The organism is Granulibacter bethesdensis, assembly GCF_001889545.1.
In the GTDB taxonomy this organism is placed as follows: domain Bacteria; phylum Pseudomonadota; class Alphaproteobacteria; order Acetobacterales; family Acetobacteraceae; genus Granulibacter; species Granulibacter bethesdensis_B.
Window position 1 is genome coordinate 410946 of the sequence record NZ_CP018194.1, and the last position, 19226, is coordinate 430171.

General features: G+C 60.9%; 15 protein-coding genes and 1 tRNA gene. 12 read left to right on the top strand and 4 right to left on the bottom strand.

Annotation, left to right across the window (positions count from 1 at the left end; translation table 11 throughout):
* Positions 1 to 112: 112 nt before the first annotated feature.
* The 4 genes from GbCGDNIH8_RS01835 (at position 113) to GbCGDNIH8_RS01850 (ending at position 5443) form a co-directional block, all read left to right on the top strand.
* On the top strand, positions 113 to 1198 hold the full coding sequence (locus GbCGDNIH8_RS01835; protein ID WP_072571885.1) for an OmpA family protein: 1086 nt from the start codon (positions 113 to 115) through the stop codon (positions 1196 to 1198).
* Positions 1199 to 1560: 362 nt separating this feature from the next.
* Complete coding sequence (locus tag GbCGDNIH8_RS01840; protein WP_072571886.1) at positions 1561 to 2646, top strand: OmpA family protein; 1086 nt, start codon at positions 1561 to 1563, stop codon at positions 2644 to 2646.
* Positions 2647 to 2817: 171 nt separating this feature from the next.
* Entirely contained in the window at positions 2818 to 4395 is a 1578-nt protein-coding gene (locus GbCGDNIH8_RS01845) for a circularly permuted type 2 ATP-grasp protein (protein WP_072571887.1), read from the top strand.
* Between the two features lie 16 nt (positions 4396 to 4411).
* Positions 4412 to 5443 (top strand): alpha-E domain-containing protein, encoded by a 1032-nt coding sequence (locus GbCGDNIH8_RS01850; RefSeq protein WP_072571888.1) that lies wholly within the window; start codon positions 4412 to 4414, stop codon positions 5441 to 5443.
* A gap of 2 nt (positions 5444 to 5445) precedes the next feature.
* On the opposite strand, the gene GbCGDNIH8_RS12585 is transcribed toward GbCGDNIH8_RS01850, so the two are convergent.
* The 3 genes from GbCGDNIH8_RS12585 to GbCGDNIH8_RS01865 form a co-directional block, all read right to left on the bottom strand.
* A complete protein-coding gene (locus GbCGDNIH8_RS12585; RefSeq protein ID WP_081368789.1) occupies positions 5446 to 6564 on the bottom strand; it encodes a hypothetical protein in 1119 nt (372 codons plus the stop codon).
* Between the two features lie 20 nt (positions 6565 to 6584).
* Positions 6585 to 8018, bottom strand: coding sequence for a pyruvate kinase (gene pyk / locus GbCGDNIH8_RS01860; protein WP_172822879.1), 1434 nt, complete (start codon positions 8016 to 8018; stop codon positions 6585 to 6587).
* Positions 8019 to 8119: 101 nt separating this feature from the next.
* The gene (locus GbCGDNIH8_RS01865; protein ID WP_072571889.1) at positions 8120 to 9388 is read right to left on the bottom strand and encodes a glycerate kinase type-2 family protein; all 1269 of its coding nucleotides are present in this window, start codon (positions 9386 to 9388) and stop codon (positions 8120 to 8122) included.
* A gap of 170 nt (positions 9389 to 9558) precedes the next feature.
* Here GbCGDNIH8_RS01865 and GbCGDNIH8_RS01870 point away from each other — a divergent pair, with 170 nt between their 5' ends.
* The 4 genes from GbCGDNIH8_RS01870 to GbCGDNIH8_RS01885 all read left to right on the top strand — a co-directional run bounded on the left by GbCGDNIH8_RS01870 (position 9559) and on the right by GbCGDNIH8_RS01885 (position 13566).
* Positions 9559 to 9870, top strand: coding sequence for a DUF1244 domain-containing protein (locus tag GbCGDNIH8_RS01870; protein WP_072571890.1), 312 nt, complete (start codon positions 9559 to 9561; stop codon positions 9868 to 9870).
* A 141-nt stretch (positions 9871 to 10011) separates the two neighbouring features.
* Entirely contained in the window at positions 10012 to 10287 is a 276-nt protein-coding gene (locus tag GbCGDNIH8_RS01875; protein ID WP_025285929.1) for a DUF2312 domain-containing protein, read from the top strand.
* An 88-nt stretch (positions 10288 to 10375) separates the two neighbouring features.
* Entirely contained in the window at positions 10376 to 12211 is a 1836-nt protein-coding gene (locus GbCGDNIH8_RS01880; RefSeq protein ID WP_072571891.1) for a M3 family oligoendopeptidase, read from the top strand.
* The gene (locus tag GbCGDNIH8_RS01885; protein WP_072571892.1) at positions 12211 to 13566 is read left to right on the top strand and encodes an ABC1 kinase family protein; all 1356 of its coding nucleotides are present in this window, start codon (positions 12211 to 12213) and stop codon (positions 13564 to 13566) included. Before GbCGDNIH8_RS01880 ends, GbCGDNIH8_RS01885 begins: the two co-directional genes overlap by 1 nt.
* Before the next feature lie 28 nt (positions 13567 to 13594).
* Here the strand turns inward: GbCGDNIH8_RS01885 and GbCGDNIH8_RS01890 are convergent, their stop codons facing one another.
* On the bottom strand, positions 13595 to 15538 hold the full coding sequence (locus GbCGDNIH8_RS01890; protein WP_253736076.1) for a transglycosylase domain-containing protein: 1944 nt from the start codon (positions 15536 to 15538) through the stop codon (positions 13595 to 13597).
* A gap of 13 nt (positions 15539 to 15551) precedes the next feature.
* On the opposite strand from GbCGDNIH8_RS01890, the gene GbCGDNIH8_RS01895 reads away from it, so the two are divergent.
* The 4 genes from GbCGDNIH8_RS01895 to GbCGDNIH8_RS01910 all read left to right on the top strand — a co-directional run bounded on the left by GbCGDNIH8_RS01895 (position 15552) and on the right by GbCGDNIH8_RS01910 (position 19210).
* Complete coding sequence (locus tag GbCGDNIH8_RS01895; RefSeq protein WP_253736077.1) at positions 15552 to 16253, top strand: DUF2946 domain-containing protein; 702 nt, start codon at positions 15552 to 15554, stop codon at positions 16251 to 16253.
* 56 nt (positions 16254 to 16309) lie between these two features.
* On the top strand, positions 16310 to 18556 hold the full coding sequence (locus GbCGDNIH8_RS01900; protein WP_072571895.1) for a TonB-dependent receptor: 2247 nt from the start codon (positions 16310 to 16312) through the stop codon (positions 18554 to 18556).
* Between the two features lie 112 nt (positions 18557 to 18668).
* Positions 18669 to 18753 (top strand) — tRNA-Leu (locus tag GbCGDNIH8_RS01905).
* Between the two features lie 40 nt (positions 18754 to 18793).
* Positions 18794 to 19210 (top strand): metallopeptidase family protein, encoded by a 417-nt coding sequence (locus GbCGDNIH8_RS01910; protein ID WP_072571896.1) that lies wholly within the window; start codon positions 18794 to 18796, stop codon positions 19208 to 19210.
* Positions 19211 to 19226: the final 16 nt, after the last annotated feature.

Below are 19226 nucleotides of genomic sequence, written 5' to 3' on the forward strand. Positions count from 1 at the left end.
ACTGCACCGCCAACCTGCTAGGTTCCGGCCACCGAGCACGTGCGTTCAGGTAAGCCTAGCCCATGTGACTTGGCTGCGTGAACACGCAGTGTATGAACGAGGAGAGTAAAGAATGAAGCTCCGGAGCGCGCTCCTGGCTGCGACCGTGCTAGCAGCACCTGTCGCCGCGAAGGCTCAGCCGGTCACCGGCCTGTATGTCAGCGGCGGCGTTGGCGTTAATCTTCAGCAGAACCAGACCGTCAATGCCGGTGGCATCTTTTCCGGTGCTGGTTTCAACACCCGTTCTGAACCCGGTGTGACCGGTCAGGCCAGTGTCGGCTACGGCCTCGGCAATGGTCTGCGCGCAGAACTCGAAGGGTTCTACAGCTGGAACGATCTCCGCTCCATCAAGAGCAGCGGCCCGACCAGCAGCAGCGGCAAGAACGAGAAGGCTGGCGCTTTCGTCAACCTGCTCTATGACTTCGACCTGGGTCTGCCGGTCTACCCGTATGTCGGCGTTGGCGCCGGTTACGTGTGGGACCACAACGTTGTGAACGCTGTGGCCGCCAATGGTGGTAGTGCTCTGCACTACGACAAGAGCACCGACAATTTCGGTTACCAGGGTATCGCTGGTCTGTCCTACCCGCTGCCGGTTCCCGGCCTGTCTCTGACGGCTGAATACCGCTTCATGGGCATTCTGGACCCGCAGCCTGCCGCTGGCGGTGCCGTTTACGGCCTGACCAACGGTGCCATCACCAGCCAGGCCCGTGGCAACATGAAGTTCGGCAATGACTTCAACCACCAGATCCTGATCGGCGTTCGTTATGCGTTCGGCGTGACCCCGCCGCCGCCGCCGCCGGCCCCGATCGTGGCGCCGAAGCCGACCGCTGCCCGCACCTACCTGGTGTTCTTCGATTGGGATCGCGCTGATCTGACCGCCCGTGCGCGTGAGATCGTTGCCGAAGCCGCCCGCGCTTCCACGCAGGTTCAGGCCACCCGCATCGAAGTCAACGGCTACACCGACAAGTCGGGCACGCCGCAGTACAACCAGCGTCTGTCCGTCCGTCGCGCCCAGAGCGTTGCGGCCGAGTTGGTCAAGGACGGCGTTCCGCGTAATGTCATCTTCATCCATGGTTTCGGTGAAACCCACCCCCTCGTGCCGACGGCACAGGGTGTGCGTGAGCCGCAGAACCGCCGCGTGGAAATCATCCTCCACTAAGCGCCTGCGCACTCTGGACGGAAATGGAGGGGCACTTCGGTGCCCCTCTTTTTTTGCTTATTTTTTCGCAATGCGCCATTTTCAAGGGACTTGCCCGTTGCGTTTTGCGAGCTTTGTCATTGTTTCAGTGGCTCTGATCTCTGCGAGCAACCTTTAGTTTGGTACGATCCAGAACCGTATTTCTTGGCGCTCGCAGCCTAAAAGATAGCACGATTGCCACACCTTGGAAAAAAGCATCGCTATCTTCTGCAACCAGGCGACCAAAGTGCTACATCATCGTTTACCGACTGCAGATGAACAGGCACATTGAGCCTACTGCCTTGGCTGCGCAGAAACGCAGCATATGAACGAGGAGAGAGAAAATGAAGTTCCGGAGTGCGCTCCTGGCCGCGACAGTCATTGCGGCACCAATCGCCGCGAAGGCACAGCCGGTCACCGGCCTGTATGTCAGCGGCGGCGTTGGCGTTAATCTTCAGCAGAACCAGACCGTCAATGCCGGTGGCATCTTTTCCGGTGCTGGTTTCAACACCCGTTCTGAACCCGGTGTGACCGGTCAGGCCAGTGTCGGCTACGGCCTCGGCAATGGTCTGCGCGCAGAACTCGAAGGGTTCTACAGCTGGAACGATCTCCGCTCCATCAAGAGCAGCGGCCCGACCAGCAGCAGCGGCAAGAACGAGAAGGCTGGCGCTTTCGTCAACCTGCTCTATGACTTCGACCTGGGTCTGCCGGTCTACCCGTATGTCGGCGTTGGCGCCGGTTACGTGTGGGACCACAACGTTGTGAACGCTGTGGCCGCCAATGGTGGTAGTGCTCTGCACTACGACAAGAGCACCGACAATTTCGGTTACCAGGGTATCGCTGGTCTGTCCTACCCGCTGCCGGTTCCCGGCCTGTCTCTGACGGCTGAATACCGCTTCATGGGCATTCTGGACCCGCAGCCTGCCGCTGGCGGTGCCGTTTACGGCCTGACCAACGGTGCCATCACCAGCCAGGCCCGTGGCAACATGAAGTTCGGCAATGACTTCAACCACCAGATCCTGATCGGCGTTCGTTATGCGTTCGGCGTGACCCCGCCGCCGCCGCCGCCGGCCCCGATCGTGGCGCCGAAGCCGACCGCTGCCCGCACCTACCTGGTGTTCTTCGATTGGGATCGCGCTGATCTGACCGCCCGTGCGCGTGAGATCGTTGCCGAAGCCGCCCGCGCTTCCACGCAGGTTCAGGCCACCCGCATCGAAGTCAACGGCTACACCGACAAGTCGGGCACGCCGCAGTACAACCAGCGTCTGTCCGTCCGTCGCGCCCAGAGCGTTGCGGCCGAGTTGGTCAAGGACGGCGTTCCGCGTAATGTCATCTTCATCCATGGTTTCGGTGAAACCCACCCCCTCGTGCCGACGGCACAGGGTGTGCGTGAGCCGCAGAACCGCCGCGTGGAAATCATCCTCCACTAAGCGCCTGCGCACTCTGGACGGAAATGGAGGGGCACTTCGGTGCCCCTCTTTTTTTGCTTATTTTTTCGCAATGCGCCATTTTCAAGGGACTTGCCCGTTGCGTTTTTGTCGTAAAACAGCCGCAATAGCTTCCTGACATCATATGATACGTCTGTCCGTCACGGAGCGCCCATGCAGGTTCCTCTCACTGTTTCAGCCGACTCCGCATCCCATCCGGACCCGTTCCTTGGATACGATCCCGGACAGTATTTCTGCGAACTGACCACTCACAGGGAAGGCGGTGGTCAGGCCGGTGAGAAAGTGCGTCAGCGCATGGCGAAGATTGGTCTGGATAATCTTCGCCAAAGGGCTGCAGCGGCGGAGAATGATCTTATCAATCTGGGGATCACCTTTACGGTCTATTCAGAGGCGACGGCGATAGACCGGATCCTGCCGTTCGACTGTATTCCCCGTATTATCACCAGTGCGGAATGGGCCCAGCTTGAGGCAGGCGTTAAGCAGCGTGTCACAGCGTTGAATGCCTTTCTGCATGATGTTTATCATGAGCAGCACATTCTGAATGACGGTACCATTCCGCGCGATCTGGTATTGGGCAACAGTAATTACCGTCCCGAAATGGAGCATTTCCCGATCCGTTTTGGCACCTATGCCCATATCTGCGGAATCGACATTGTTCGTGATGAAAGCGGTGCGTTTCGCGTTCTGGAGGACAATGCCCGCACTCCGTCGGGTGTGTCCTATGTGATTGAAAACCGTCATCTGATGCTGCGCGCCTTTCCTGATCTGATGGCGGGCATGCGCTTGCGTCCGGTGGATGATTATGGGCACCGGCTGAGGGAGGCGATGGCGGAAATCGCGCCGGAGGGTGTGGATGATCCGCAGGTCGTGCTGCTGTCACCCGGAATTTATAATTCAGCCTATTTCGAGCATGTGTTTCTGGCCCGTGAGATGGGCGTGCCGCTGGTCGAGGGGGCTGATTTGACGGTCGAGAATGACCGCGTTTACATGCGTACGACTGCCGGGTTGAAGATGGTGCATACGATCTATCGCCGCATCGGTGATGATTTTCTGGACCCGACCGTGTTCCGTCCAGAAAGTCTGCTGGGTGTTGCTGGTCTGATCGGCGCATGGCGGAAGGGCAACGTCACTCTGGCCAATGCCGTCGGTACCGGCGTGGCCGATGACAAGGCGATCTATGCCTACATGCCCCGGATCATCCGTTATTATCTGAATGAGGATCCGATCCTGTCGAATGTGGATACCCATATCTGTCGGGAGAAAGACGGGCTGGCCTACACGCTGGATAATCTGGACAGGCTGGTCGTCAAACCGGTTGGTGAATCAGGTGGCTATGGCATCACCATCGGCCCGCGCGCAACGCGGGAGGAACTGGATCATGCGCGTGCCGCGTTGCTTGCCGATCCTGCCAACTGGATCAGTCAGCCAGTGGTCAATCTCTCTGTTGCGCCGACCCTGACACCGGCGGGTATTCAGCCCCGCCACCTTGATCTGCGACCCTTTGCAGTGACTGGCAGGGATACCTGGGTTCTGCCGGGTGGTTTGTCCCGTGTGGCGATGAAGGCCGGCAGTCTGGTGGTGAATTCTTCTCAGGGTGGCGGTTCGAAGGATACGTGGGTGTTGGAGGATCCGGTGACGGCTCCTCCATCCTCTGTTGGTCTCGTCGAGCCGGGGGCCATTGGTAGCGATGCCCAGCCAATGGGCGAAACCAAACCTGTTACACTGATCTGACGAGAAAGGTTTTCTCATGCCCTCCCGTCACGTGCCGCTGCTTGCCCGTTATGCCGAATCCCTGTTCTGGATGGCCCGCTATCTGGAACGCGTGGAAAATCTGGCCCGTCTGATTGATGTTATTCAGAATTTCGAAAGTCCGGGGCGGGAAACGGAATCCTGGTACAGCCTGATCTGCATCAATGGGGACGAGGCCAATTTCCTGGAGAGTGGTCTGCAATCCGATGCTGATGGCATCAAGCGTTTCTACCTTTTATCGCCTGACAATCCGACCAGCATGCAGGCCAGCATCGAAGCCGCCCGGACCAACGCGCGGGCCTTGAGGCCGTTAATCAGCACGGAAATGTGGCTTCAGCTCAATATTTTCCATCGTGACGTCATGGCGATCCGTGACAGTGACCTGGAGGGGGATCATCTCTCACGCCTTTGTACCCGTCTGAAGGAAGGAGTGCAGGCGCATACAGGGATTACCGAAGGCACGTTCTTTCGGGATGAAGGATGGCATTTCTACCAGTTGGGACGGCAGATTGAACGGGCTGACCAGTCTACTCGCCTGCTCGACATCAAATATAATCTGTTGATGCCAAAAAACGTCGAGGAGCGGCGGGTTAAGGAACTGACGCAGTGGATGGCCATATTGCGTGCTGCGGCCGGGTATCATGCATTCCGGCGCATTTCGCCGCCTTCATTTCTGCCGGGTGATATTGTCGCCTTTCTGCTGAACGACACGTCTTTTCCACGTAGCGTTGCGGTCTGTGTTTTGCAGATCGAATGGCATGTGACGCAACTTCGTCGCCAATATGGGCTGAGGGGTACGGCGCCTGCGCTGGAACAGGTCGAAACGCTGCGTGATTGTGTGATGGTGCCATCCATCGCTGATATTCTGGCCGGTGGGCTGCATGATTTTCTGGATGGGTTGCAGAATGGGCTGAGCAACCTCTCCTTCGAGATCGGGCAGGCATTTTTCCGTGACTGGCCGCCCCGTTTAACCGAGCAGCCGGACCTCCCTGCTTTCCAGAGCCAGACGCAGACTCAAAATAGTCCCTGAGTTTATCTTCGATGCGGGCGGAAACCCGCCCAGCCATTGGCGGCATCGTACAGATAGTCATATCCGTTGAGGAAGTGCACACCGGTATTGACGAAGATCGGTCGCTGTACATGTCCGTTGGTGCGGGGTTCAACCAGTATCACGGCTGAGGGGGTCATGAGGCCGCGATCCCCGATGACGAAGCTGTAGTGTGCGGCTGTGTCTCCTGCTGTGATCGTGACAGGGGTTCCTGTGCCCAGTTCCTCCCCGTTGAGAGAGAGATCGGACAGCCAACTGACAGGAACAGTCGCGAACATGCGGGTGACGCCAGTATCCATCAGCAGGGTGCCGCCGCAGACAGGCTGATGAGAGGCGACACCGATACAGGCAGGGATTGGTCCCCAGTCGCCTTCAACATTGGAATGGGGCAGCCTGACCAGGGAAAATCCCCTTTTAGCCATGGCCATTGCACCGCCTGACGGCAGACCGATCCGAACCGAACGGGAAGTGATGATGTAGCCGGGCGTGCCTGTATCGCCCCCCATGCCGGGGGAGGGATTGAGGAATGGATTGTGAGAGGGGCCGCTCTGTTGCTGGTGGTCGTCTTCGCGGGCAAACCCGATTCCCAGCATGGCGACGTCCCGGGGATGATCGCTTGGTATGCAGCTGCGGGCTGTTGGCAGACAGGCAATTTGCATGACGGCCAGCACAGGGATCGGCGAGGAAATAAATTGATGCCCGTGTGCACCGGTTACGGTAACGCGTGTCAGTACCCAGCGCCCGATCATGATGCGACCGGAGCTGCTGTAGGTCAGTTCGGCTGGCCCCAGATCACGCAAGGTTGCATTATCAGGTAGCGCTGTGGCGCTAATCACGACGCCGGTTGACCCGGTATCCATGATGGCCCGCATCCGGACACCGCCCAGCGAAACAAGCAGGGAAGGTGATTCTCTCCGTGCTTCTCCCGATTGTGGATTGTTCAGGAATGTCAGCTCCACACTGCCATCGTTGCGTGTGAAGTCTCCGGAATGCCCTGCATGGGGGGCGCAGGAGGCCGCAATGAGTGCAGTAATGCAGGCAGCTACCAAGCGCGCCACCCATAAAGTGGCCCGCTTGCGGGTGTGTTGCTGACCGAGTGACATGGGCCTGCAGAAACAGGCCATCAAATAACGGAGGCAACCCGGATTGCGTTGGTGCCGCCCTTCAGACCCAGCGGAATACCGGCGGTCACCACGATTTCCTCGCCAACGGAGGCAAATCCTTCCGACTGCGCATGCCGTATGGCGCGGCTGACCGTATCGGTCATGGATTGGGTGGGCGGTGTCACCACCGCATGTACCCCCCAGGCCACGGCCAGACGACGGGCTGTGTTTTCCTCGGTGGTCAGGCCGATCACCGGGCATTCCGGGCGTTCCCGGGCTACCCGCAGGGCGGTGCGTCCACTGGCAGTGTAGGCGGCGATGGCGCGTGCCTGAATGGTCTGTGCGATCTGCCGGGCCGCGGTGGCGATGGCATCGGCGGTTTTTGGCTCCGGCGCGGGGCGGTTGGAGTCCGTAATGGCGCGCCAGCCAGCATCGCGCTCCACGCGGGCAACAATACGGTCCATGATGTTGACGGCTTCATACGGGAATTGCCCGGCAGCGGTCTCCGCCGAGAGCATCACCGCATCAGCCCCATCAAACACCGCGGTGGCGACGTCGGAGGCTTCGGCGCGGGTCGGGGCTGGCGCATTGATCATGCTTTCCAGCATCTGTGTCGCCACCACCACAGGCAGACCCAGTTTCCGGGCGGCGCGGATGATGTTTTTCTGCGCCAGAGGCACTTCTTCCGGGGGGAGTTCAACGCCCAGATCGCCACGCGCCACCATCACGGCGTCGGAAGCTTCCAGAATACCTTCGAGATTTTCCAGCGCCTGCGGCTTTTCCATTTTCGTCATGATCCAGGCGCGGTCACCAATCAGAGCACGTGCTTCCAGCACATCCTCGACCCGCTGCACGAAGGAGAGGCCGATATAGTCCACCCCATGGTCCAGCGCGAAAGCAAGATCGGCGCGGTCTTTCTCGGTCAGGGCGGGAATCGGCAACACCACATCCGGCACATTCACGCCCTTGCGGTCGGACAGTGGGCCGCCGACCAGCACGGTGCATTCCAGATGATCGCCCCGGTTACGGTCTACATGCAGACGCAGCTTGCCATCGTCCAGCAGCAGGGTGGTGCCGTAGGTGGCTGCTTCGATAATTTCTTTGTGGGGGAGCTGCACCCGTTCACGGTCACCGGGAATTGGGCTGAGATCGAGCCGGAATTTCTGTCCTGTCTGAAGATGCGCCCGGCCACCGCCGAATGTGCCGACACGCAGCTTCGGTCCCTGCACGTCTGCCAGAATGCCGATGGGACGGCGCATTTCGGCTTCCAGTTCCCGAATTGCATGGATGCGCTCGGCGTGATCGCTATGGGAGCCGTGGCTGAAATTGATGCGGAACACATCGGCCCCGGCCTGAAACAGGCGGGCCAGCATCTCGGGCGAGGAGCTGGCCGGTCCAATGGTCGCGACGATCTTGGTACGCCGCTGGCGGCGGAGACGGGAACGAATGGCCATTGATTTGATCCGGCGTAGTTTTGCGGTGGTATTTTGCAGGGGTGGTTGGCAGGACCGGCGGTGGCTGAGTGTCTCTGTCTCCGCCGGTCCGGGAAGGCTGGTCAGAGGATAACGATGGCCCGAATGTCATTGACGTTGGTCAGGGTGGCGCCGGTCTTGATCAGATCACCGACCGCATCGAACAGCGAGTAGCTGTCATGACCATCAAGGAAGGCGCGCGGGTCGAGTCCCTTGGCCCGGGCGCGGGCGAGCGTATCGGGGGTCACGATGGCCCCGGCGGCATCCTCGGTTCCGTCGATACCGTCCGTATCGCCAGCCACCGCATAGATGTTGCTGGCCCCGTTCAGGGTCAGCGCGAGGCTCAGCAGGAATTCGGTGTTGCGTCCACCGCGTCCGGCGCTCTGGCCCTTGGCGATGGTGACAGTGGTTTCACCACCGGACAGAAGCACGGCCGGGGCTTTGAGCGGATAGCCATGCTGACGGACGCTCTGCGCGATTCCGGCCAGCAGGGTGCCGGCGACATGGCTTTCGCCTTCCAGACTGTCGCCGAGGATCAGCGGGGTCAGCCCCTCGGCGCGGGCGGCGGCGGCGGCGGCCTCCAGCGCCATCAGCGGTGCTGCGATCATGCGGAAATCGCCTTTCGGCTGAGCCGGTTTTGCCGCTGCGGCGCGGTCCAGCAGCGCGGAGACTTCCGGCGGAACCTCAATCTTGTACCGCTTCAGAATGGCCTTGGCATCCTCGGCGGTGGTCGGATCAGGGACGGTCGGTCCGCTGGCGATCACGGCTGGCTCGTCGCCCGGGACGTCGCTGATGCCCAGTGTGATGACCCGCGCTGGCGCCGCGGCGGCCGCAAGACGGCCCCCCTTGATACCGGAAAGCTGACGGCGCACTGCGTTCATTTCGCTGATCGTGGCGCCGGAGCGCAGCAGGGCACGGTTGATGTCCTGCTTGTGAGCGATGGTCAGCCCTTCACCCGGCAGCACCATCAGGGAGGAGCCGCCGCCGGAAATCAGTGCGATCACCAGATCCTCTTCGGTCAGCCCGGACACGGTCTCCAGAATACGGCGTGCAGCGGCCTCGCTGCGGGCATCGGGAACGGGGTGGGAGGCTTCCAGAACTTCGATGCGCTTGGTCGGGCAGGTATGCCCGTCCCGCGTTACCACCACGCCGGACAGATCCACATCGGGCCATGCGTTTTCAAGGGCGGCCGCCATGGCTGCCGCCGACTTGCCGGCACCGACGACAATGCAGCGCCCGCGCGGCTTTTCCGGCAGATGCGCGGCCAGAACCTGATGCGGATCGGCAGCTTTCACCGCGGCGGTGAAAATTGTATTCAGCGCACGGCGGGCGCGGTCCTCGGTCCATTCCATCGTTGCTCTCCCCCTCCCGGATACCTGTATCGATCAGGTGGCCGGTGTCATGGCGTCCTGGCAGTTCTAGTCCGTCGGGTATGGCGCGGCGACCGGGGCGATGCCATCTCTGTCAGCCTGCCATAGCACCATCTGTGCCGTCCTTCTGGACTGCATGAGGAGAAAAGCCAATGCCCGTTCCTGATTTCGATGCACAAACCCGCCTTGAACTGGAAGCAGCCGCCTTTCGCAGGCTGCGTGATCACCTGCGTGAACGCAGCGATGTGCAGAATATCGATCTGATGATTCTGGCCGGATTCTGCCGCAACTGCCTTTCCCGCTGGTACAGGGAGGCTGCGGAGGAGAAAGGACTGACGCTGGCGGATGCCGATGCGCGGGAGATCGTTTACGGGATGCCTTACAAGGAATGGCAGTCCCTGCATCAGCAGCCCGTGACCCCGGAGCAGCAGGCGGCGTTCGAGAAGGCGCAGAAAGCACACTGACTGCAAGCCCACCTGGATGCACCGGGCTTGATCCGGTGGCCTGCGCGGGCGTATGCCCGCCCGCCTGACGGCGTGGTGCATCCGTGGGCTGTCTGCGGGCATAATGACGCGCAACAGGCATCAAGGAAGGAGCCGGGGATCATGGCCTTGGACGATACGGACAGAAAGCCGGATGACGTGAACAGCGGTGGCATCGCCGCAGACCGCCTGCGCAGTATCATCGAGCGTATCGAGCGGCTGGAAGAGGAGCGTAAAGCCCTCGGCAGTGACATCAAGGATATTTATTCCGAAGCGAAATCCGCCGGATTCGACGTCAAGGTGATTCGCCAGCTGATCCGCATCCGCAAGCAGGAACCTGCGGAAGTGGAGGAAATGGAAAGCCTGCTGGACGTTTATCGCCGCGCTCTGGGCATGTGAGACATGCGCGCCTGGGGCGGGAACGGTTTGACGTCGCCGCCCGGGCGCTTAAATGCTGGAGCCTGACGAATGACAAGGATGGCTCCGCATGCGTTATCGACTTCAGGGTGTCCATACACCGGATGGACAGGCTGTCACCTCCGGGTCCGGCAGTGATGCGGGTGGACAGCTTCCGGCATGGGATCTGTCTGATCTGTATCCCGGTCCGGACAGTCCGGCGCTGGAGGCTGATATTGCCGCGGCGACCCGCGACTCGGTCCGGTTCGCGGAGCGCTATGCCGGTCAGCTGGCCGGTCTGGACGGGGCCGGGCTGGATGAGGCCCTGCGCGACTATGAGCGGATCGAGGAAATTCTCGGGCGTTTGATGTCCTACGCCCAGCTTCGCTTCAGCGAGGACAGCTCCGATCCTGAAATTGGTCGATTCTACCAGTCGATGAATGAGCGTGTGACGGGGATCAGCAGCCATCTGATCTTTTTCACGCTGGAACTGAACCGGCTGGATGACGCAACACTGGAACGGCAACTGGCCGATCCCAAAGCGGCGCGGTGGCAGCCCTTCCTTCGTGATCTGCGTGTGTTCCGCCCGCATCAGCTTTCCGACGACGTCGAGAAAGCCCTGCATGAAAAGGACGTGACCGGTCATTCCGCCTGGACCCGCCTGTTCGATGAGACCATCGCCGCCATGCGCGTTACGGTGGGCGGGGAGGAGCTGACGGTCAGCACGGCGCTGAACCGCCTGTCCTCCGGCAACCGTACGATGCGGGAGGAAGCCGGAAAGGCGATCGGGGCCGCGTTCGGTGCCCAGAAACGGTTGTTCTCCTTCATCACCAACACGCTGGCGAAGGATAAGGAGATCATCGACACGCTGCGCCATTATGAGCGTCCGGGCAGCTATCGCAACCGCGCCAATATGGTCGAGGATGAGGTGGTGGATGCGCTGGTCTCTGCCGTCCGTGCCGATTACGGGCGGTTGTCGCATCGGTATTATGCTCTGAAAGCAAAATGGCTGGGGCTGGACAAGCTCAGTCACTGGGACCGCAACGCTCCCCTCCCGGGCGATGATGATCGGGACATTCCCTGGCCGGAGGCAAAGCGCCGCGTACTGGATGCGTATGGCGCGTTTTCACCGGAGATGGCGGAGATCGGCAGCCGGTTTTTTGATCACCCATGGATCGATGCCCGTCTGCTGCCGGGCAAGTCGGGCGGGGCTTTTGCACATCCGACCGTGCCTTCGGTGCATCCATACATCCTGCTCAATTATCATGGCCGTACCCGGGACGTCATGACGCTGGCCCATGAGTTGGGCCATGGGGTGCATCAGGTGCTGGCCGGTCAGGCGCAGGGCTACATGCTTTCCAACACGCCGCTGACGCTGGCGGAAACGGCCTCTGTCTTCGGGGAGATGCTGACTTTCCGCGCCATGCTGGAGGCCGAGACCGATCCTGCGCGCCGCCGTCTGATGCTGGCCTCCAAGGTCGAGGACATGCTCAACACCGTGGTGCGCCAGACGGCGTTCTACGAGTTCGAAACGCGGGTGCATAACGAGCGTCGGTCCGGGGAGATCCTGCCGGAGCGGCTGGGGGAAATCTGGCGTCAGGTGCAGGTGGAAAGCCTCGGCCCGGTCTTTGACTTCACGCCGGAATACGACGTCTTCTGGGCCTATATTCCGCATTTCATCCACACGCCGTTCTATGTGTATGCCTATGCGTTCGGCGATTGTCTGGTGAATGCACTGTATGCAGTATTCCAGGATGGGCATCCCGGTTTTCAGCAGAAATACATGGATATGTTGCGGGCCGGGGGAACGAAGCGGCACCGTGAGCTGTTGGCTCCATTCGGGCTGGATGCCTCTGATCCGGCTTTCTGGAAAAAGGGGCTGGATGTGATTGCCGGCTTTATCGACGCGCTGGAGGAGAGCGCCTGATGGCGAATGACGAGCGGCGCAGCCTGTTCGGGGAGATGCGGCGTTTGGCCCGTACCTCCGGCGCGGTTGGCGGTATCGCTGCGCGTGTGGCGGGGGAGCGGGTATTCGGCGTCAAAACCGATCGGTCGGCCCATGCCGATGATCTGCGGGTGATTCTCGGCGGGCTGAAGGGACCGCTGATGAAAGTGGCGCAGTTTCTCTCCACCGTGCCGGATGCGCTTCCGGCGGAATATGCCGCGCAACTGGCGGAGCTGCAGTCCAATGCTCCGCCGATGGGGCCTGCTTTCGTGCGGCGCCGGATGAGCGGTGAGCTTGGGCCGGACTGGCGATCCCGCTTCGAATCATTCTCTGAAACGGCGGCTGCGGCGGCCAGTCTGGGTCAGGTGCATCGCGCCCGGCTGCATGATGGGCGTGATGTGGCCTGCAAGCTGCAATATCCGGACATGACCAGTACGGTGGAAGCCGATCTGCGTCAGCTTCGCATGGCCATGGCCGTGTACCGGCGGATGGATAACGCCATCCAGCAGGAGGATATTTATGAGGAACTCGCCGACCGTTTCCGGGAGGAGCTGGATTACGAGCGTGAGGCGAAGCAGATGCGGCTTTATGCCTCCCTGCTGTCCGGCACGCCGACGGTGCATGTGCCGGAGCCGGTGGCTGAACTCAGCTCCCGCCGTCTGTTGACCATGACATGGCTCAACGGGCGGCCCCTGTTGCAGCGGCTGAAGGAAGACCCGCCGCAGGAGGAGCGCAACCGCATCGCCGAGGCGCTGTTCCGCGCCTGGTATATCCCCCTGTATCGCTATGGCGTGATCCATGGCGATCCGCATCTCGGCAATTATCAGGTGACGGAGGAAGGTCATGTCAACCTGCTTGATTTCGGGGCGATCCGCGTGTTTCCGCCGCGTTTCGTGCGGGGGGTGATCGCTCTCTATGAAGCGGTGCGGGATGGTGATGACGAACGCGCCATGGATGCCTATCGCACATGGGGCTTCACCGATCTGAATAACGAAAAACTGGCGGTGCTCAATGAATGGGCGCGCTTCCTGTACGAGCCGTTGATGCAGGACAGGGTGCGCCCGATTCAGGAAACCGATGATCCGAATTTCGGCCGCGCGGTGGCGGAGCGTGTGCATCAGGGGCTGAAGCGCACCGGCGGTGTGCGTCCGCCGCGTGAATTCGTGCTGATGGACCGCTCGGCGATTGGACTTGGCAGCGTGTTCCTGCGGTTGAAGGCAGAGCTGAACTGGTATCGCCTGTTTCAGGAGATGATCGAAGGCTTCTCCAGCGAGGATATGGCACGCCGTCAGGCTGAGGCACTTGCTGCGGTAGGGCTGGAGATACGGCAGGATTGAGACGGGGCTACCGTCTCAGTTACGGGGCTCAGTTACGGGTGGGCGGCAGAGCGGCGGCGATGTCATGAAACAGGCGTGCGGGCAGGCTGCCGCCGGTAATGTTCCGCATGGGCGTTCTGTCGTCATTGCCGACCCACACGCCGATAACGGTGCGATCATCGATGCAGCCGATAAACCACGCATCGCGGTAATCCTGTGTGGTTCCGGTCTTGCCGCCGACTGCATGTCCGGGAATGGCGGCGGCCCGACCGGTGCCTCGCGCTACCACGGCTTGCAGCATGCGGGCCATGTCCCGTGCGACTTCCGGTGTCATCACTGCCTCGCCGACCGGGGCGGTGATCTGGATCGGGCGGTGATCAGCGGTGCCTGCCTCGATGGCACGGGGTGTCACGCGATATCCGCCATTGAAAAAACTGGCATAGGCAGCGGTCATTTCCAGCAATCCCGCATCGGCGGTGCCCAATGCGATGGAGGCATTGCGGGGGAAACTATCCTCCACCCCCAGACGATGCGCGGCCTCGATCACGGCGGCGGGTCCGCCATCGCGCAGCAGCAGCCGGACAGCCGCCGTATTGACGGAATGGGCCAGCGCCGTTTCCAGCGTGATGTCACCCACCGAGCCGGGTTCGTAATTGGAGGGGCTCCAGTTGCCGACCCTGATGGGGGCATCCGACACGGTATCATCCGGTTCCTCACCATTTTCCATCGCCACCAGCCAGACGAAAGGCTTGAAGGAGGAGCCGGGCTGACGCCGCATGATGGTCGCGCGGTTGAAGGAGCTGCGCCGGTAATCGGCCCCGCCTACCATGGCGCGCACAGCGCCGGTGCGGGCATCCATGACCACCACGGCAGCCTCATGCACATTGGCCGCTGCTCCGGGGCCGTCCAGCATGGCGGTCAGGCGCGCTTCGGCAATGCTCTGGATATGGCTGTCCAGCGTCGTTCTGATGACGGCATCGGCCCCTTGCGGCAACAGGCTCTGCGCCCGTTCCGCCGCCCAGTCGGCAAACCATGGGGCGCCGGTCGGAGCCTGCTGACGGAAAGAGATTTTCGCGGCTTCGGCGCTCGCCTGCGCCGCGGTCAGCGCGTGGGTTTCCACCATGGCCTGAAGAACCTCTCTGGTTCTTGCAATGGCGGCGGTGGGATCGACCCGTGGGTTAAACCGGGAAGGCGCGCGCGGTAATCCGGCCAGCATGGCGGCCTGCCAGATGTTCAGATGACGGGCGGAGATGCCGAAATAGACATGCGCCGCCGCATCCACCCCCCATGCGCCTGCGCCGAGATAGACGCGATTGAGCCATATTTCGAGAATTTCCTGCCGCGTGAAATGCTCGGACAACCATATCGTCAGCATCAGTTCCTGCACCTTCCGGCGCAGGGTGCGCTCGTTGGACAGGAACAGGGTTTTGGCCACCTGCTGGGTGATGGTGGACCCGCCCTGCCGCAGACGGCCGGAGCTGAGATTGACCCAGATTGCCCGCGCGATACCGATCGGGTCGATCGCGCCATGAGACCAGAAGCGGCGATCTTCCACGGAGACGGCCGCTTCCTGCATGGCGCGCGGCATGTCGCCCAGACGCAGGCTTTCGCCTACCACATCGCCATAGGTGGCGAAGGTCAGTCCTTCCTGATCACGCAGGATCAGGCTTGGCCGGCGCGGTGCATCCAGCGCTTCCTCCGGGCGCGGCAGGTCCCAGGCGAAATAGACCAGAAAAACCGCGGCTGTGAGGCCACCCCAGATCAGGGCCATGATCCCCCAGCGCAGCCAGCGCCATTTCTGCCGGCTGGCAACTGATTCTTTCGCAGCCTTTCCCTTGCGCCGGGATGAGGGGGGAGGGGGAGAAGGCCGCCGCTTTGCACGACCGGGCGGGCCACGGCGGATGAAGTCTGGATCCTGTACGGCGTCCTGATCCGCCCGATATCGGGCATCCGGGCGGGCGGTACGGCTACGGGGCTGGTCCTGACGCGGCATGAGGGGCGTATGGATGAACCCGCATGGTGCGGGCGTCAACGGTTGTGGCAGGCAGGGCTGTACCGATGAAGGTACCACAGCACCCGACAAAACAGACCTGATTGATGATGAAATGAATACATGCTCCTTGCAGTGGCGGGGAGCCGACGTTACGCACGCCCCCATCATGATCCAGTTGCGGTCCTTGTTCCGCCAGTCCCGCATCCTTCAGCACCGGCTGTCTCTCCGGCTGATGCAGGATGTACTGACGCGGGCGCTGGTGATTCTGGTCATCGTGGGCATGTTGGCGCAGATGGCGCTGATGGCATTGTCCCGTCCCGGCGAGGTGCCGCGTGCGGCGCTGGAGCGTCTGACCGGATTGTTGCTGACCGATCCGGTGAATGTGCCGACATATGCCTCGTCGGAGGAAGGTGACTGCGTTGATGCCTCCCACGAGGCGGATATGTCTGTCACGGTGCCGCATGAACTGATGGCGCAAATGCATCATGGGGGGCATGACCAACGGGACCATGACCAACCGGGGCATGATCAGCATCAGGCCTGCTCCATCTGTGTGTTTCTCGCCATGGCAGCAGCACTGCTGGTCATGCCCGTGTTGCCCCCACTCTCTTCCGGCATATGGGTGCGCATTATCCGGCGCGTCATGCAGCCACGGGCGCCTCCCGGTTCAGTGTGGCTGTCCGCCTATGCACGAGGCCCTCCTGTCCCTGTCTGAAAGCGACGCGCCGATCGTGCGCGCATCTTTTCAAACATCAGGTCAGGATTTTTCATATGATCAGGCATCTTCACGGCCGGGCAGGGCGTGCTGCGCTGCTCGCCTCCGGAACCATTCTTGCCGGCAATATGCTTGCCGCAGGATGGCCTTTTTCTCCCGCATGGGCGCAGGGCGCTGCTTCCGCTCCCAATGCCACGACTGGCTCCTCCTCCCTGCCCACTTTGCATGTGCTGGCGGACAGCCCGCTTTCGCTGATCGGGGAACCACTGGATAAGACGACAGTGTCGCAGACCATGATGGATCGTAACCGGCTGAACAGCCCGGATACCGCCGAACTGTTCAAGGGGGTGGCGGGCGTCAGTTTCTATCAGGCCGGTCGTGTCTCGGCCCTGCCGGTCATCAACGGCATGAATGATGATCGTGTGGCAACTGAGGTAGACGGGGTGCGGATCAGCGCGGCCTGCCCCAACCATATGAACCCGGCCCTGTCCTATGTAGACCCCGGTATGGTGAAAACCGCGAGCGTGATTGCCGGAATCACTCCGGTCAGTGCAGGTGGTGACAGCATTGCCGGTACCGTCTCGGTGGAACGGACCGATCCGATCTTTTCGAAGGACAAGTCCATTCTGGCGACCGGCCACGTGACGGCCAGTTATCGCAGCAATGGCAACACGGTCGGTACTTCCGGCGCGGTCACGGTCGCCAATGATACAGTCAGCCTGCGTTACGAAGGATCATGGTCGCAGGCCGGTAACTACGAAGGCGGCGGAGATGCGGGGATCGTCCGCTCCACCAAATATCAGAGCTTCAATCATGCGGTGACGCTGGGCCTGAAGCGGGACAATCATCGTCTGACGCTGACCGCCGGACAGCAGGACATCCCGTATGAGGGTTTCCCCAACCAGTTCATGGACATGACCAATAATCGCTCTACTTTCGTGAATGGTCATTACGAAGGCGATTTTTCATGGGGTGAGCTGGATGTGCGTGGCTACTGGCAGCGCATTACCCATGTCATGAATATGCTGGATGACAAAGGCGGCCATTCCGCCACTACCGGCATGCCGATGAATTCGGATTCCCGCCTGGCCGGTTATGCAATCAAGGCGACCATTCCACTGGGAAGCTGGAACACGCTGCGCCTTGGCAGTTCTTTCGATCATCAGGGGCTGAACGACTGGTGGCCGCCGCTGGTGGGCAGCATGATGATGGGGCCGGATACCTATCACAACATCAATAATGGGCATCGTGACCGGCTGGGTCATTTTGCGGAGTGGGAATCCCGCTGGACCAACCGGTTTTCCTCCCTGCTTGGTTTCCGCAATGATATCGTGATGATGAATACCGGGGAGGTATCGCCCTATTCTTCTGGCGGGATGATGATGGGGATGGGCGGTATGGGTGGCATGATGGGAATGGGAAATCCCGATGCCGCCGCCGCCAAGGCCTTCAACGCCATGTATCGGGGCCGGACCGATGTGAATTTCGATGTCACGGCGCTGGGACGTTACCGTGTCTCTGACATGATCAGCCTCGAAGGTGGTTATGCCCGCAAGACGCGCTCCCCCAATCTGTATGAACGCTATGCCTGGGGGCAGAGTGCAATGACCAGCCAGATGATCGGATGGTTCGGGGATGGGAATGGCTATGTCGGCAATCCGGATCTGAAGCCGGAAATCGCGCATACCGTCAGCACCACGGTCCTTTTCCGTGATCCGGAGCAGGAACGCTGGAAAATCAGTATCCAGCCATTCTACACCTACGTAGAGGGATTCATTAACGCCAATCTGCTGAAATCCCTGTCGAGCCACTTCAATCAGCTTCAGTTCGCCAACCACAATGCGCAGCTCTATGGTGTCAACGTGTCAGGCTCGGCGCGTCTGTGGCATTCCGCACGCTGGGGGCATGGTGAACTCGGCGGCACGCTGAGCTATGTGCGGGGTGAGGATCTGGAGACCCGCCACAGCCTGTATCACATGATGCCGATTAACGGGCTGATCGGTCTGTACGAGACGCGCGGCAACTGGAGCGGCCGTGCGGAGGCTACGTTCGTCAACAGCAAGACCATCATCGACCCGACCAGAAACGAACCGCGCACACCGGGTTATGCCCTGTTCGGTCTGGGGGCGGCCTACAGCTGGAAAAACGTGAAAGTGGAAGGGGGGATCGAGAATATTTTCGATCAGAAATACTATCTTCCGCTTGGTGGCCTGTCGCTGGGTGACTTTGATGCAACCGGCGTCCTGCGTGCCCTGCCGGGACTGGGGCGGTCCTACAACCTGTCGATGACCGTTTCTTTCTGATTGAACGAGTATAGATTTGGTTTCATCCCGCTCTCTGCGGGATGAGATCAGCATCCGAAAAATGAAAGGCCGGGTTCCGCCGTAAAACAAGTTACGCTAGAAGGCTGCCGGACCGGGCGTGGCGGAACGGTATACGCATTCGACTTAAAATCGAACGCCTTTATGGCTTACGGGTTCAAATCCCGTCGCCCGGACCAGCACATATGCCCTGAGCGGCTTTTGGGAAACAGTCTCTGCATGTCCGATTATGGCTTGCCGCCCGGCCTGAACGATATTGCGGCGCTTGCCGAACGCGCCTTGCATGAAATTCCTCTCGGCCAGTTTCCCGGCATCCGGGAATTGACCATCGCGGTGGAAGATTCACCGGATGACGAGATGCTGGCCGAGCTTGGCCTGTCCTCTCCGTGGGAGTTGACGGGGCTTTACAAAGGAATTCCGCTCGATCAGCGCGGGATCGCAGATTGGGGGCAGGAGCCTGATCAGGTTGTTCTGTTCCGGGAGCCGATCCTGCTGGAGTGGATCGAAACCGGAGACTCCCTGCCGGATCTGGTGCGGACTGTGCTGATTCACGAGATCGCACATCATTTCGGCTTCACCGATGAGCAGATCGAGGCGCTGGAGCAGAAAACCCGCGACGGTGCCGCCCGTCACTGAGACAGGGCACCAAGCG

Bases quoted from the DNA above. Each gene is read 5' to 3' on its own strand.
- GbCGDNIH8_RS01835 (WP_072571885.1), top strand. From the start codon at position 113: ATGAAGCTCCGGAGCGCGCTCCTGGCTGCGACCGTGCTAGCAGCACCT.
- GbCGDNIH8_RS01840 (WP_072571886.1), top strand. From the start codon at position 1,561: ATGAAGTTCCGGAGTGCGCTCCTGGCCGCGACAGTCATTGCGGCACCA.
- GbCGDNIH8_RS01845 (WP_072571887.1), top strand. From the start codon at position 2,818: ATGCAGGTTCCTCTCACTGTTTCAGCCGACTCCGCATCCCATCCGGAC.
- GbCGDNIH8_RS01850 (WP_072571888.1), top strand. From the start codon at position 4,412: ATGCCCTCCCGTCACGTGCCGCTGCTTGCCCGTTATGCCGAATCCCTG.
- GbCGDNIH8_RS12585 (WP_081368789.1), bottom strand. From the start codon at position 6,564: ATGTCACTCGGTCAGCAACACACCCGCAAGCGGGCCACTTTATGGGTG.
- pyk (WP_172822879.1), bottom strand. From the start codon at position 8,018: ATGGCCATTCGTTCCCGTCTCCGCCGCCAGCGGCGTACCAAGATCGTC.
- GbCGDNIH8_RS01865 (WP_072571889.1), bottom strand. From the start codon at position 9,388: ATGGAATGGACCGAGGACCGCGCCCGCCGTGCGCTGAATACAATTTTC.
- GbCGDNIH8_RS01870 (WP_072571890.1), top strand. From the start codon at position 9,559: ATGCCCGTTCCTGATTTCGATGCACAAACCCGCCTTGAACTGGAAGCA.
- GbCGDNIH8_RS01875 (WP_025285929.1), top strand. From the start codon at position 10,012: ATGGCCTTGGACGATACGGACAGAAAGCCGGATGACGTGAACAGCGGT.
- GbCGDNIH8_RS01880 (WP_072571891.1), top strand. From the start codon at position 10,376: ATGCGTTATCGACTTCAGGGTGTCCATACACCGGATGGACAGGCTGTC.
- GbCGDNIH8_RS01885 (WP_072571892.1), top strand. From the start codon at position 12,211: ATGGCGAATGACGAGCGGCGCAGCCTGTTCGGGGAGATGCGGCGTTTG.
- GbCGDNIH8_RS01890 (WP_253736076.1), bottom strand. From the start codon at position 15,538: ATGCCGCGTCAGGACCAGCCCCGTAGCCGTACCGCCCGCCCGGATGCC.
- GbCGDNIH8_RS01895 (WP_253736077.1), top strand. From the start codon at position 15,552: ATGAACCCGCATGGTGCGGGCGTCAACGGTTGTGGCAGGCAGGGCTGT.
- GbCGDNIH8_RS01900 (WP_072571895.1), top strand. From the start codon at position 16,310: ATGATCAGGCATCTTCACGGCCGGGCAGGGCGTGCTGCGCTGCTCGCC.
- GbCGDNIH8_RS01910 (WP_072571896.1), top strand. From the start codon at position 18,794: ATGTCCGATTATGGCTTGCCGCCCGGCCTGAACGATATTGCGGCGCTT.